Raw genomic sequence first — 14,670 nt, forward strand, 5'->3', positions numbered from 1 at the left:
GGCTGCAACGGCTGGGGCGCGCATTGATGCTACCCATCGCCATCCTGCCGATTGCCGGCCTGCTGCTGCGCCTGGGCGACACCGACCTGTTGAACATCGCGATCATCCACGCGGCGGGCAACGCGATCTTCAGCAACCTGGCACTGATCTTCGCCATCGGCATCGCCGTGGGTTTCGCCCGGGACAATAACGGCACTGCGGGCCTTGCGGGCGCCATCGGCTACCTGGTGATGACTTCCACGCTCAAGGTGCTCGACGCGCACATCGACATGGGCATGCTGGCCGGGATCATCTCGGGCCTGCTGGCGGGCGGGCTGTACAACAGGTTCAAGGACATCGCCCTGCCGGAGTACCTGGCGTTCTTTGGCGGTCGGCGCTTCGTGCCGATTGCGACCGGGCTGTCCGCCGTGGTGCTGGGGCTGGTCTTCGGCCTGATCTGGCCGCCCGTGCAGAACGGCATCAACGCTCTGGGCCAACTGATGCTGGAGAGCGGCAGCGTCGGCGCGTTCTTCTTCGGAGTGATGAACCGCATCCTGATCGTCACCGGCCTGCACCACATCCTCAACAACCTGGTGTGGTTCGTCTTCGGCAGCTTCACCGATCCTGAAACCGGTCGCGTGGTCACCGGCGATCTGGCGCGTTATTTTGCCGGCGACCCGAACGCCGGGCAGTTCATGACCGGCATGTTCCCCATGATGATCTTCGGCCTGCCCGCCGCGTGCCTGGCGATGTACCGCAATGCACTGCCGGGCCAGCGCAAGCTGATCGGCGGGATCCTGCTGTCGATGGCACTGACCTCGGCGCTGACCGGCGTCACCGAACCCATCGAATTCGCCTTCATGTTTCTGGCGCCTCTGCTCTATGTGCTGCACGCCCTGCTGACCGGGCTGGCCATGGCGCTGGCAAGCCTGCTGGACATCCACCTGGGCTTCACCTTTTCCGGCGGCGCCATCGACATGGCGCTGGGCTGGGGCAAGTCCACCAACGGCTGGCGCGTACTGCCGCTGGGCGCCGCCTACGCCGTGGTCTATTACCTGGTGTTCGACCAGTGCATCAAGCGCTTCAACCTGAAAACCCCGGGCCGTGAACAGGTGTCCAGCAGCACCGTCCATGTCGCGCAGAGCGACCGTGCGGGCGCCTACATCAAGGCGCTGGGCGGCGCTGAGAACCTGCTGAGCATCGGTGCCTGCACCACCCGCCTGCGCCTGCAACTGGCGGACCGCACCCTGGCCAAGGATACCGAACTGAAAGCATTGGGAGCGATGGCGGTAGTGCGCCCGGGCAGTGGCGGCAGCCTGCAGATCGTGGTCGGCCCGCTGGCAGACAGCATCGCCGACGAACTGCGTGAAGCCCTGCCACACTCGACATCTGCCCAGCCCGTTGCGCAGCCCGAAGCGCCGGCTCAGCAAACGGTGGATATCGGTCAGGCCGCGCAGTGGTTCAAGGCGCTGGGCGGCAAGGCGGTAGTCGATGTGGAATGTGTCGCGCTGACGCGCCTGCGGGTGCAGTTGAAGGAAGGCCAATCACTGGCCGCCGGCCAACTGGAAGCGCTGGGATGCCAGGGCGTGAGAAGCCTGGGCAGTGGTGTGTGGCATGTGCTGGTGGGGGAAGGTGCCCAGGGGTTGAGCGAGGCGTTGCGGGGGATGGTGACAACCAACTAACACCCACCACTGTAGGAGCGCGCTTGCCCGCGACGGCATTCCAACCGACGCTGCTGCGTCGGATGACACGCCGCCGTCGCGGGCAAGGGCGCTCCTACAGGGGGGTTGTGCCGGACATCAGAAATCTTCCAGCTTCCACACTTCGTAAGCCGGGGTTTCGTAGGGGTGGCTGCTTTTGAGGGCTGCCACCGCCTCGCGGATCAACTCGTCGGCGACGACAAGCTCGACCTTCCACTCTTCAACCTGCTCGATCTGTCCGGTTTGCCCAATGAACGGCTGACTGCCGTCCAGCGGGCGAAACTGGCCCTGACCCAGCACCTGCCATGAGCAGCTGTCATAAGCACCTATCCGCCCCGCGCCGGCGGCGAATAGTGCACTCTTGACCTGCTCCACGTGGCCAGGTGGCACGAAGAAGGCGAGCTTGTACATCTCCTGTCAATTGACCCAGACGCGAGCGTTTCTGAACATCCGCATCCACGCGCCATCTTCAGCCCACTCATCAGGACGCCACGAGTTGTTCACCGCGCGGAATACGCGCTCGGGGTGCGGCATCATGATGGTGACGCGACCGTCGCGAGTGGTCAGGCCGGTGATACCGCGCGGCGAGCCGTTCGGGTTGGCCGGGTAGGTTTCGGTGACCTTGCCGTGGTTGTCGACGAAACGCATCGCCACTGTGCCGGAGACGTCGGTTTCCAGCAGTGCATCGGCCGACTTGAATTCCGCATGGCCTTCGCCGTGGGCGATGGCGATCGGCATGCGCGAACCGGCCATGCCTTGCAGGAAGATCGACGCCGACTTCTGGATCTCGACCATGGCCACGCGCGCTTCGAACTGCTCGGAGCGGTTGCGTACGAAGTGCGGCCAGAACTCGCTGCCCGGGATCAGTTCGCTGAGGTTGGACATCATCTGGCAACCGTTGCACACGCCCAGGGCGAAGCTGTCGGTACGCTCGAAGAAGCCCTGGAACGCATCGCGGGCGCGGCTGTTGAACAGTGCCGACTTGGCCCAGCCTTCACCGGCGCCGAGCACGTCACCGTAGGAGAAGCCACCGCAGGCGACCAGACCCTTGAATTCGTTCAGGTCGATACGGCCAGCGAGGATGTCGCTCATGTGCACGTCAACCGAGGCGAAGCCTGCGCGGTCGAATGCAGCGGCCATTTCGACCTGACCGTTCACGCCCTGCTCGCGCAGGACCGCCACTTGCGGGCGAACGCCTTTCTTGATGTAAGGCGCGGCGATGTCGTCGTTGACGTCGTAGCCCAGCTTGACGCTCAGGCCCGGGTTGTCTTCTTCCAGCAGGGCGTCGAATTCCTGATCGGCGCAGTCGGCGTTGTCGCGCAGACGCTGGATCTGGTAGCTGGTTTCGCTCCACTGGCGTTGCAGCAGGCGGCGATCACCCTTGAACAGTTGTTCGCCGTTCAGGCTGATGCTGACCTCGCTGTTGTTGACCGGCTTGCCGATCACCGCAACGCAGTCTTCACCCAGGCCCGCAGCGCTGAACTGGGCCAGCACCACCGGGGTTGCATCCTGACGCACTTGAATCACTGCACCCAGCTCTTCGTTGAAGAGGATGGCGGCGACTTTTTCGCGCTTGCCGGTCAGGGTGTCGAGTTCCAGGTTCAGACCGCAGTGGCCGGCGAAAGCCATCTCCAGCGCAGTTGCCATCAGGCCGCCGTCGGAACGGTCGTGGTAGGCCAGCAGGTGACCGTCGGCATTGAGGCCCTGGATCACGGCGAAGAACGCCTTGAGGTCTTCGGCGTCATCGACGTCCGGCGCGGCGTTGGCCAGCTTGCCGTGGGTCTGGGCGAGGATCGAGGCGCCCATGCGGTTCTGGCCGCGGCCCAGGTCGATCAGGATCAGGTCGGTTTCGCCCTTGTCCATGCGCAGTTGCGGGGTCAGGGTCTTGCGAATGTCGGTGACGGGCGCAAAGCCGGTGACGATCAGCGACAGCGGCGATGTGACGGTTTTTTCCGCGCCTTCTTCGTTCCAGCGGGTCTTCATGGACATGGAGTCCTTGCCCACCGGAATGGTGATACCCAGCTCAGGGCACAGCTCCATGCCGACCGCTTTCACGGTGTCATACAGACGCGCGTCTTCGCCCGGGTGACCGGCTGCAGACATCCAGTTGGCCGACAGCTTGATGTCGGAAATCTTCGCGATGCTCGACGCTGCAATGTTGGTCAGTGTCTCGCCAATCGCCATGCGACCCGATGCCGGAGCATCCAGCAGGGCCAGCGGGGTGCGCTCGCCCATCGCCATGGCTTCACCGGTGTAGACGTCGAAGCTGGTCGCGGTGACCGCAACGTCGGCTACCGGCACCTGCCATGGGCCGACCATCTGGTCGCGGTTGACCAGGCCTGTGATGCTGCGGTCGCCGATGGTGATCAGGAAGTTCTTGCTCGCTACCGCAGGGTGACGCAGCACGCGCTGAACGCTATCTTCCAGGCTCAGGGTGCTCGGATCGAAATCGTCGCCCAGTTCGGCTTCGCGAGTGGCCGAACGGTGCATGCGCGGAGCCTTGCCCAGCAGCACTTCCAGCGGCATGTCCACCGGGCTGTTGCCGAAGTGGCTGTCAGTCACGGTCAGTTGCGGCTCTTCGGTGGCTTCACCGACTACGGCAAACGGGCAGCGCTCGCGTTCGCAGATGGCTTTGAAGCGTTCGAAGTCAGGGGCGCTGACGGCCAGGACGTAACGTTCCTGGGACTCGTTGCTCCAGATTTCCAGCGGCGCCATGCCAGGCTCGTCGTTCGGCACGTTGCGCAGTTCGAAGCGACCGCCACGGCCGCCGTCGTTGACCAGTTCAGGGAAGGCATTGGACAGACCGCCCGCGCCCACGTCGTGGATGAAGGCGATCGGGTTCTTGTCGCCCAACTGCCAGCAGCGGTCGATCACTTCCTGGCAACGACGCTCCATTTCAGGGTTTTCACGCTGGACCGATGCGAAGTCCAGATCCGCCGAGCTGTCGCCGGTGGCCATGGAGGATGCCGCGCCGCCGCCCAGGCCGATCAGCATTGCCGGGCCGCCCAGCACGATCAGCTTGGCGCCAACGGTGATCTCGCCTTTCTGCACGTGCTCTGCACGGATGTTGCCCATGCCACCGGCCAGCATGATCGGCTTGTGGTAGCCACGGACTTCTTCGCCGTGCGGGGTGTTGATCGACTGCTCGAAGGTACGGAAGTAGCCGGTCAGGGCCGGACGACCGAATTCGTTGTTGAACGCAGCGCCGCCCAGCGGGCCTTCGATCATGATGTCCAGCGGGGTGACGATACGCTCGGGTTTGCCGTATGGCTTCTCCCAAGGCTGTACGAAACCCGGAATGTTCAGGTTGGAAACGGTGAAGCCGGTCAGGCCAGCCTTAGGCTTGGCGCCACGACCGGTTGCGCCTTCGTCGCGAATCTCGCCGCCGGAGCCGGTGGAGGCGCCCGGGAACGGAGCGATGGCGGTCGGGTGGTTGTGCGTCTCGACCTTCATCAGGATATGCACCGGCTCCTGCACCGCGCCGTACTGGCGGGTTTCAGGGTTCGGGAAGAAGCGACCGGCCACGCTACCGACGATGACCGAGGCGTTGTCCTTGTATGCGGACAGCACGCCTTCGTTGTGCATCTGGTAGGTGTTCTTGATCATGCCGAACAGGCTTTTTTCCTGGCTCTGGCCGTCGATGTCCCAACTGGCGTTGAAGATCTTGTGGCGGCAGTGCTCGGAGTTGGCCTGGGCGAACATCATCAGTTCGATGTCGTGCGGGTTGCGCTTCAAACCGATGAATGCGTTGACCAGGTAGTCGATCTCGTCATCGGCCAGGGCCAGGCCCAGCTCGACGTTGGCTTTTTCCAGGGCGGCGCGACCGCCAGCCAGCACGTCCACGGCAGTGAGCGGCTTGGGCTCGGCGTGGCTGAACAGACCGGCAGCGTCTTCCAGCTTGCCCAGCACCAGCTGGGTCATGCGGTCGTGCAGGCTGTCGTTGATCAGTTGTGCTTCGGCGTCGCTGAACTGGCCTTCTACATAGAAGGCAATGCCGCGCTCAAGACGCTGGATCTTGGTCAGGCTGCAGTTGCGGGCGATGTCGGTGGCCTTGCTCGACCACGGCGAAATGGTGCCGAAACGCGGCAGCACCAGGAACAGACGACCGCGAGGCTCTTGAACCGGCACGCTCGGGCCGTATTTCAAGAGACGGGCAAGCACTTGCTGCTCGTCTTCGGTCAGCGCGCTGGTGACCTCGGCGAAGTGGGCGAATTCAGCGTACAGGCCACTGACAGCCGGAACTTTTTCGTTCAGCTGCTCAAGTAATTTCTTGTGGCGGAAGGCGGAAAGAGCGGGAGCACCACGCAGGATCAACATCGTCGGGACAGCCTCAGGGAAGGGGGTGTGCTTTGAGGCCCCGCATTCTAGCCTAAACCGTCACTTTCGGCACCCGAAACCATGGGCCGGACGCACCCGAATATCGGGGTTTGCCGTTTGCCGTGCCGAATTGGTAAAAAATCCTACTGCTCTATCAGACGCAATCATCGCTGTCGAGATATGGCGGCAACGGCGCTTTGCGTATACTGCACCGATGTTTTCCCCATCGGATTTCCGCCCACGCTGCGCCAAGTGGCTCATCGCAACCGGAATCTTCCTGCTGCTCGGTGCCTGTGTTGAAAAACCCAACACACTGGAACGAGTCAAGGAGGATGGCGTCCTGCGCGTTGTCACTCGCAACAGCCCGGCCACTTATTTCCAGGATCGCAACGGTGAAACCGGTTTCGAATACGAACTGGTCAAGCGCTTCGCCGACGATCTGGGCGTCGAACTGAAGATCGAAACCGCTGACAACCTGGACGACCTCTTCGACCAGATGAACAAACCCGGCGGCCCGGTACTGGCGGCAGCGGGCCTTGTCAGCACCGAGAACCGCGCCAAACAGGTGCGCTTCTCCCATTCGTATCTGGAAGTGACGCCGCAGGTCATCTACCGCAATGGCCAGAACCGCCCGACCGACCCTGGCGATCTGGTGGGCAAGAAAATCCTCGTGCTCAAGGGCAGCAGCCACGCCGAGCAGCTGGCGGCCCTGAAAGTGAAGTACCCCGGCATCAACTATGAAGAGTCCGATCAGGTCGAGGTGGTCGACCTGCTGCGCATGGTCGATGAAGGGCAGATCGACCTGACCCTGGTGGATTCCAACGAACTGGCGATGAACCAGGTGTATTTCCCCAACGTGCGCGTGGCGTTCGACCTGGGCGATGGCCGCGATCAACGCTGGGCCGTGGCGCTGGGCGAGGACAACAGCCTGCTCAACGAGATCAACACCTTCCTCGACAAGATGCAGAAGAACGGCATGCTGCAGCGGCTCAAGGACCGCTACTACGGACATGTGGACGTTCTGGGGTATGTCGGCGCCTATACCTTTGCCCAGCATCTGCAGGAACGTCTGCCCAAATACGAGAAGCATTTCCAGGCCGCCGCCAAGCAGGAGCAGGTCGATTGGCGCCTGCTGGCCGCCATCGGTTACCAGGAATCACTCTGGCAACCGGCCGTGACCTCCAAGACCGGCGTGCGTGGCCTGATGATGCTGACCCAGAGCACCGCGCAGGCCATGGGCGTGTCCAACCGGCTGGACGCCAAGCAAAGCATTCAGGGTGGCGCCAAGTATTTTGCCTACGTCAAGGAGCAACTGGACGACTCGATTCAGGAGCCTGATCGCACCTGGCTTGCGCTGGCGTCCTACAACATCGGCACCGGTCACCTCGATGACGCCCGCAAGCTGGCTGAAAACGAGGGCCTGAACCCGAACAAATGGCTCGACGTGAAAAAGATGCTGCCGCGTCTTTCCCAGAAGAAGTGGTACAGCAAGACCCGCTACGGCTACGCCCGTGGCGGTGAGCCGGTCAGTTTCGTGGCCAACATCCGCCGCTACTACGACATCCTGACCTGGGTAACCCAACCGCAGCTCGAAGGCAGCCAGGTGGCCGAAGGCGCCCTGCACGTGCCGGGCGTCGACAAGACCAAGCCGCCGGAAGACAAGGCACCTCTCTAGAATCTGAACCCTCCCCCGTAGCAGCACGGCTTGCCGGCGGGGCGGTGTGTCAGAAACAGATGCGTTGGATGACACACCGCTCCCGCCGGCAAGCCGTGCTGCTACGGGATATAGGTGATCGATCCCTCAGCCCTTCGCCCGTCTCATCCTGAAAAACTCACTCAGCATCGTCCCGCACTCCTCCCCCAGCACTCCCCCCTCGTACAGCACCCGATGGTTGAGAAACGGCTGGGTAAAGAACTGCCCCTGACTCTGCACCACACCCGCCTTGGGCTCGGTAGCGCCATACACCACCCGGCCAATACGCGAATGCACGATCAGCCCCGCGCACATGCTGCACGGCTCCAGCGTCACGTACAGCGTACTGCCCGGCAGACGGTAATTGCTCAGCGCCTGGGCGGCGTCGCGAATGGCGACCATTTCTGCATGGGCGCTGGGATCATTGCCGCTGATGGGACAGTTGTAGCCCCGCCCGACGATGACGCCATCGTGCACCACTACCGCGCCCACCGGCACCTCGCCCAGCATCGCCCCTTCGGCGGCCAGGGCCAGGGCCTCGCGCATGAAATGCTGATCGCGGCTGCGATCAATGATTTGCGGCTGCCGCATTAAGAAACCTCGATAGCTGCCATAAGACCGGTCTCCATGTGATCGATCACATGGCAGTGGAACATCCACACGCCGGGATTATCCGCTACCAGCGCCACCCGTGCGCGCTCGTTTCGTCCTAACAGATAGGTGTCGGTGAAATAAGGGATCACCTCTTTGCGATTCGACGCGATCACCTTGAAGCTCATGCCGTGCAGGTGAATGGGGTGCTGATACTGAGTCATGTTCTTCAGTTCGAAGATGTAACTCTTGCCCTTTTCAAGCCTGGCGATGGGCCGGTCGGCGCAGGTCTTGTCGGTGATGTCCCAGGCCTGGCCGTTGATCTGCCACAGGCTCGGCGGCTTGCCGTTATCGGTATTGACCGACACCGCGCCCGCCCATTCGAAATTGAAATTCAGCTTCTCGGCGTTGGCCAGATCAGGCTCGGCCACCGGGTTAGCGGGCAACTCAGGCGGCCAGTCAGTGGCTGCGTCGTTGTTGGCGACAGAACGGAAAGTGCCCAGCCGCACCGGGCCGTTGCGCAATGACAACTCCTCACCCGCCGCCGGCGCCTTGATCGCCAGACAGATGCGCATCCCCGGCCCCAGCCAGTAATCCTTGCCCAGCGGGCGCGGCTTGACCGGGTTGCCGTCCAGCGCATAGATCATCGCTTCGGCATCCGGCAGGTTAAGCCGATAGGTCACGGTATTGTCGAGGTTGAGAATCCGCACCCGGGTGATCTGCCCGGCGGGCAATTCGATCACGCCCTGGGGCACGCCATTGATGGTCGACAACCGCCCCGCCGTGCCCTCACGCGCGGCTTCCCGGGTGATGCTGAACTCGGTAAACGCGCCCTGCTCGTCCACGTGCCAGCTCTTGAGGCTCACCGTGCGCTCATGCAGGAAACCCGTAGGCTCGCGCTCCTCGACAATCAAAGGCCCCACCAGCCCACGCCCCAGTTCCTCACTGCTGCTGACGTGGGGGTGATACCAATAGCTGCCCGCATCCGGAACGCGGAACTTGTAGTCGAAATACTCGCCCGGCTTGACCGGCAGCTGCGAGACGTAGGGCACCCCGTCCATCTCCAGCGGCAGACGAATGCCATGCCAATGAATGGTCGTCTCCACCGGCAGGTGATTGATGAACCGCACCCGCAACCATTCGCCCTGACGCACCCGCAACTCCGTCCCCGGCGCCGATCCGCCAAACGCCCAGGCAGGCGTCTGATGTCCACTCACCAACTCCACATCCAGAGGCGCCGCGATCAACTCGTAATCATGCCCCTCCCCCGGCCCCGTGCGCCCCAACCAGTAACGCGAAGCGCCACCAGCGCCAAGCCCGACCACGGCAAGACCGGCCAGACCTGCGAGAATTTGTCGACGGGTGAAGGACATACGGGAAGCACCTTGAGAAATACGAATACGATACACGCGCACTTACAAAATCTTAAGCAAACGGCCACTTTCAATTTGATTCCGCACATTGCAAGCCGGGCCGTTGGGATCGATCAGGCTTTGGTCGCCACCAATGTCCCGACCAAAAAAAACCGCTGAACACGTCAGCGGTTTTTCTCACACCTCGGCGGGGATCATTCCCACTCAATCGTCGCCGGCGGCTTGCTCGACACGTCGTAAGTGACGCGGGAGATGCCGTCGATTTCGTTGATGATACGACCGCTGACGGTTTCCAGCAGTTCGTATGGCAGGTGCGCCCAGCGTGCGGTCATGAAGTCGATGGTTTCGACGGCGCGCAGTGCGACGACCCAGGCGTAACGACGGCCGTCGCCGACCACACCTACGGATTTCACTGGCTGGAACACGACGAAGGCCTGGCTGACTTTGTGGTACCAATCGGCCTTGCGCAGTTCTTCGATGAAGATGTGGTCAGCGCGACGCAGCAGGTCGGCGTATTCCTTCTTCACTTCACCCAGGATGCGCACGCCCAGGCCTGGGCCCGGGAACGGGTGGCGGTAGACCATGTCGTACGGCAGGCCGAGTTCCAGGCCCAGACGACGAACTTCGTCCTTGAACAGTTCGCGCAGTGGCTCGACCAGTTTCAGGTTCATCTCTTCCGGCAGGCCGCCCACGTTGTGGTGCGACTTGATGACGTGAGCCTTGCCGCTCTTGGCGCCAGCGGACTCGATCACGTCAGGGTAGATGGTGCCCTGGGCCAGGTACTTGATGTTGTGCAGCTTGGTGGACTCTGCATCGAACACGTCGATGAAGGTACGGCCAATGATCTTGCGCTTCTTCTCCGGGTCGGCTTCGCCTTCCAGGTTGCTGAGGAACTGCTCTTCGGCGTTGGCGCGGATGACCTTGACGCCCATGTTCTCGGCGAACATGGCCATCACTTGCTCACCTTCGTGCAGGCGCAGCAGGCCGTTGTCGACGAAAACGCAGGTCAGCTGGTCGCCAATGGCCTTGTGCAGCAGGGCCGCGACAACCGAGGAATCGACGCCGCCGGACAGGCCCAGCAGGACGTTGTCGGTGCCGACCTGGGCGCGAACCTGGGCGATGGCGTCTTCGGCGATCTTCGAAGGGGTCCACAGTGCTTCGCAACCGCAGATGTCGAGCACGAAGCGCGACAGGATGCGACCGCCCTGCTTGGTGTGGGTCACTTCCGGGTGGAACTGCACGCCGTAGTAGCCACGGGCATCGTCGGCCATGCCGGCGATCGGGCAGCTAGGGGTGCTGGCCAGGATGTGGAATTCGGACGGCAGCTTCGTGACCTTGTCACCGTGGCTCATCCAGACGTCCAGGCCCAGCAGGCCGTCGGCGTCGACGTGGTCTTCGATGCCGTCGAGCAGGCGGCTCTTGCCGACCACGTCGACACGGGCGTAACCGAATTCACGCAGCTCGGAGCCTTCGACCTTGCCGCCCAGTTGCTCGGCCATGGTCTGCATGCCGTAGCAGATACCGAAAACCGGGACACCCAGGTCAAACACGGCTTGCGGGCAGCGCGGGCTGTTGGCTTCGTGTACGGACTCGGGACCACCGGCGAGGATGACGCCTTTGGGAGCGAATTCGCGAATCGCTTCGTCGTCCATGTCGAAAGGGTGCAGCTCACAGTAGACACCGATCTCGCGAACGCGACGGGCGATCAGTTGGGTGTACTGGGAACCGAAGTCCAGGATCAGGATGCGGTGGGCGTGAATGTCGAGGGCCATGAGAAGACTCTGCTGGAGCAGCTTCAAGCCTCAAGCTTCAAGCTGCAAGGTGTTGGAAGGCTGCAACTGCGTAGTGCCAGTCCGGTAAAGGCGCTGGCACTACGGTCGGCTTGCAGCTTGGAGCTGATAACTTGCCGCTGGGAGGCGTTAGCCGACCCGATAGTTCGGCGCTTCCTTGGTGATCTGTACGTCGTGGACGTGGGATTCGGCCATGCCGGCGCCGGTGATGCGGACGAATTCAGGCTTGGTGCGCATTTCCTGAATGTCGGCGCTGCCGGTGTAGCCCATGGAAGAACGCAGGCCGCCCATCAATTGATGGATGATGGCAGACAGCGAACCCTTGTAGGCGACACGGCCTTCGATGCCTTCCGGCACCAGCTTCTCGGCACCTGCGGATGAATCCTGGAAGTAACGGTCCGAGGAGCCTTGCGCCTGGGACATCGCACCCAGCGAACCCATGCCGCGGTAAGCCTTGTAGGAACGGCCCTGGAACAGCTCGATCTCGCCTGGTGCTTCTTCGGTACCGGCGAACATCGAACCCATCATCACACACGAGGCGCCGGCCACGATGGCCTTGGACAGGTCACCGGAGAAACGGATGCCGCCGTCGGCGATCAGGGGAACGTCGGTGCCTTCCAGTGCAGCGGCCACGTTGGCGACGGCGCTGATCTGCGGCACGCCGACACCGGCAACGATACGGGTGGTGCAGATCGAGCCCGGGCCGATACCGACCTTGACGCCGTCAGCGCCGGCTTCGACCAGTGCGCGAGCTGCAGCGCCGGTGGCGATGTTGCCGCCGATGACCTGCACTTCAGGGAAGTTCTGCTTGACCCAGCGAACGCGGTCGATCACGCCTTTGGAGTGGCCGTGGGCGGTGTCGACGACGATGACGTCAACGCCGGCTGCGACCAGGGCGGTGACGCGCTCGCCGGTGTCTTTACCGGTGCCGACAGCAGCGCCGACGCGCAGACGACCTTGATCGTCCTTGCTGGCCAGCGGGTAGGCCTTGGCTTTTTCGATGTCCTTGACGGTCATCATGCCCTTGAGCGCGAACTTGCCGTCGACGATCAGGACTTTTTCCAGGCGATGCTTGTGCAGCAGCTCGCGGACTTCGTTCTTGTCGGCGCCTTCGCGGACAGTGACCAGGCGCTCTTTGGGCGTCATCACTTCGCGGACAGGCACGTCCAGACGGTTTTCGAAACGCACGTCACGGGAGGTCACGATGCCGACGAGTTCGCCGTCATGCAGGACCGGTACGCCGGAAATGTTGTGCAGACGGGTCAGTTCGAACAGGTCACGAACCGTTGCATCCGCCTCGATGGTGATAGGATCCTTGACCACACCCGCTTCGAACTTCTTGACCTTGCGCACTTCGGCAGCTTGCTGCTCGACGGTCATGTTCTTGTGGATGATGCCGATGCCGCCTTCCTGAGCCATGGCGATTGCCAGACGGGCTTCAGTGACGGTGTCCATAGCGGCGGAAACAAGGGGGATGTTCAGTTCGATGCCACGGGTCAATCGGGTTTTCAGACTGACTTCGTTGGGAAGCACCTCGGAATAACCGGGCACAAGGAGAATGTCGTCGAATGTAAGGGCTTCTTGGCTGATACGCAGCATCGCTGGGCTCCCGAGCGGGAAAATGGAAGCGCGCCATTATACCCAGACACCTGCCCTTGCTCAATGTAAAGATCAGGCAATTTGATAATGTTCTTGATAGTTGCTCGCTATCGACCCGAAACCTGTCTACAGACGGACTTTGACCCACGACACCGGGCGATCCAGCCGCTCGGCGAATTCTTCGAGAAACGCCGGTTTGAAGCCTGCATCCAGCCAGTTATTGAAGATGAAGCCCAGGTTGGAGAAGCCGCACGGATCGAGAAACAGAAAGCCGTTGATGTCGTCTTCGAAGCGACACTCGGGGCACATGAAGTTGTCGGTGTGCTTAGGGGTCCATTCTTCGAGGCTGTCGAACAGCGCTTCGCCGATCTCGCGCCGGCACTCCGGGCACCCCGCCTCCTCCTTGAACCCCTGCTGCGGGGTGTAGATGCAGCGCTTGAGCACGATCTCCAGCCCGTTGATGGCCTGGCCATAGGGCAGCGCGTCGGGATTCTCGACAAAACGCCGGGCGCCGGGGGCAATCGCGTAGGCCATGCGATTGAAGCTGCGCCCGCAGGTGGTCAGCGACTCCTCCACCACGTCCAGTTTCACCAGCCAGCGCAGGATCGCCCGCGCCTTGGCTTCATGGGCCGGAAAGCTGGAGATTTGCGGGACGATGATGCTCTGGGTGTTCATGACGGGCCTGCCACTGACATTGAATCGGGGCGCGCAGCTTAATGCCCGCGCCGGTCACGTCAAGTATTGACCTTAACCGGCCAGGTAGCGACCGATCAGCGTGATGCCGCTGATAAGCACCATCCAGGTCACCAACCGCACGAACATCTCCCGCGACATGCGCATGACCAGATGCCGCCCCACCCACGAGCCGAGGATCATCGCCGGTAACAGACAGACCGCCAGCACCAGCAGGGACATCTGCGCGTAAACGCCGGTGATCACGAACAGGCTAAGACGCACGATGGTGCTGCAACTGATGAGCGCGTTCTGCGTGGCGCGGGCCTGGACCTTGTCGGTCAGCCGGCCGTTGAGGTAGATCGCGTAGAGAAAGCCGCCGCTGCCGAACAGCGCGCCGAACAGCCCGCCCGTGGTACCCATGGGAATCGACCATGCGGCAGACAACTGGGTCGGGCGCACTTTCACGGCCAGGCTGTAGACCGAATAACCGATCAGGAACAGCCCCATCATTAATAGAAGGACGTCGGATTTGAGGTTGAGCAGAAACAGCACGCCCAGGGTGCAGCCGACCGCCATGCACGGCACCATGCGAAACAGCTCTGAGCGCACCACCGATTGCCGCGACGGCAACAGGTGGCTGAATGCGGCGAGAAAATCCAGCATCACCAGCAAGGGGATGATCCGCGACAGCGGCATGAAGTGGATCAGCACCGGGCCTGCGACCAGCGCCGTGCCGAAGCCTGCGATGGCGAAGACCAGGTAAGCGGCGATGACGCCGGCTTCGATGAACAGCCAGTCGGTCGGGGTCAGGCCCAATTGGTTGAAGGCGACCGAAAGGTCGTTGAGCGCGGCGAGCATTGTTTCCTCCTTGGATGAATGGCGACGCACAGCATACGCGAAATGCTGCGCGGCTCCCTTGTAGCAGCACGGCTTGCCGGCGGGAGCGGTGTGTC

General features: G+C 62.4%; 10 protein-coding genes. 2 read left to right on the forward strand and 8 right to left on the reverse strand.

All coding sequences use genetic code 11. The features are described 5' to 3' along the window. Positions 1 to 26 precede the first annotated feature (26 nt). On the forward strand, positions 27 to 1,661 hold the full coding sequence (locus NPS29_RS16475; RefSeq protein WP_425312519.1) for a PTS transporter subunit EIIC: 1,635 nt from the start codon (positions 27 to 29) through the stop codon (positions 1,659 to 1,661). Between the two features lie 117 nt (positions 1,662 to 1,778). On the opposite strand, the gene NPS29_RS16480 is transcribed toward NPS29_RS16475, so the two are convergent. Further along, positions 1,779 to 2,090 carry a YqfO family protein gene (locus NPS29_RS16480; RefSeq protein WP_274133800.1) on the reverse strand — a complete coding sequence of 104 codons (312 nt, stop codon included), beginning with the start codon at positions 2,088 to 2,090 and terminating at the stop codon, positions 1,779 to 1,781. Between the two features lie 6 nt (positions 2,091 to 2,096). Continuing rightward, positions 2,097 to 5,996: a phosphoribosylformylglycinamidine synthase gene (gene purL, locus NPS29_RS16485; protein WP_274133801.1), complete on the reverse strand. Its 3,900-nt coding sequence runs from the start codon at positions 5,994 to 5,996 to the stop codon at positions 2,097 to 2,099. A gap of 214 nt (positions 5,997 to 6,210) precedes the next feature. Here purL and mltF point away from each other — a divergent pair, with 214 nt between their 5' ends. After that, positions 6,211 to 7,671, forward strand: coding sequence for a membrane-bound lytic murein transglycosylase MltF (gene mltF / locus NPS29_RS16490; RefSeq protein WP_274133802.1), 1,461 nt, complete (start codon positions 6,211 to 6,213; stop codon positions 7,669 to 7,671). 126 nt (positions 7,672 to 7,797) lie between these two features. Here mltF and tadA read toward each other — a convergent pair whose 3' ends face one another. From tadA to NPS29_RS16520, 6 genes are all read right to left on the reverse strand, one after another. Beyond that, positions 7,798 to 8,280, reverse strand: coding sequence for a tRNA adenosine(34) deaminase TadA (gene tadA / locus NPS29_RS16495; protein WP_274133803.1), 483 nt, complete (start codon positions 8,278 to 8,280; stop codon positions 7,798 to 7,800). Next, positions 8,280 to 9,653 carry a multicopper oxidase family protein gene (locus NPS29_RS16500; protein ID WP_274133804.1) on the reverse strand — a complete coding sequence of 458 codons (1,374 nt, stop codon included), beginning with the start codon at positions 9,651 to 9,653 and terminating at the stop codon, positions 8,280 to 8,282. The genes tadA and NPS29_RS16500 overlap by 1 nt, the downstream gene beginning before the upstream one ends. Positions 9,654 to 9,847: 194 nt before the next feature. After that, positions 9,848 to 11,425 carry a glutamine-hydrolyzing GMP synthase gene (guaA, locus tag NPS29_RS16505; RefSeq protein WP_274133805.1) on the reverse strand — a complete coding sequence of 526 codons (1,578 nt, stop codon included), beginning with the start codon at positions 11,423 to 11,425 and terminating at the stop codon, positions 9,848 to 9,850. A gap of 147 nt (positions 11,426 to 11,572) precedes the next feature. After that, a complete protein-coding gene (guaB, locus tag NPS29_RS16510) occupies positions 11,573 to 13,042 on the reverse strand; it encodes an IMP dehydrogenase (RefSeq protein ID WP_274133806.1) in 1,470 nt (489 codons plus the stop codon). A gap of 126 nt (positions 13,043 to 13,168) precedes the next feature. Further along, positions 13,169 to 13,717, reverse strand: a complete 549-nt coding sequence (locus NPS29_RS16515; protein WP_274133807.1) for a sugar ABC transporter ATPase — start codon at positions 13,715 to 13,717, stop codon at positions 13,169 to 13,171. Positions 13,718 to 13,789: 72 nt separating this feature from the next. After that, a complete protein-coding gene (locus tag NPS29_RS16520; protein WP_274133808.1) occupies positions 13,790 to 14,575 on the reverse strand; it encodes a sulfite exporter TauE/SafE family protein in 786 nt (261 codons plus the stop codon). Between the last annotated feature and the right edge of the window lie 95 nt (positions 14,576 to 14,670).

Source organism: Pseudomonas putida, from assembly GCF_028682175.1.
In the GTDB taxonomy this organism is placed as follows: domain Bacteria; phylum Pseudomonadota; class Gammaproteobacteria; order Pseudomonadales; family Pseudomonadaceae; genus Aquipseudomonas; species Aquipseudomonas putida_AD.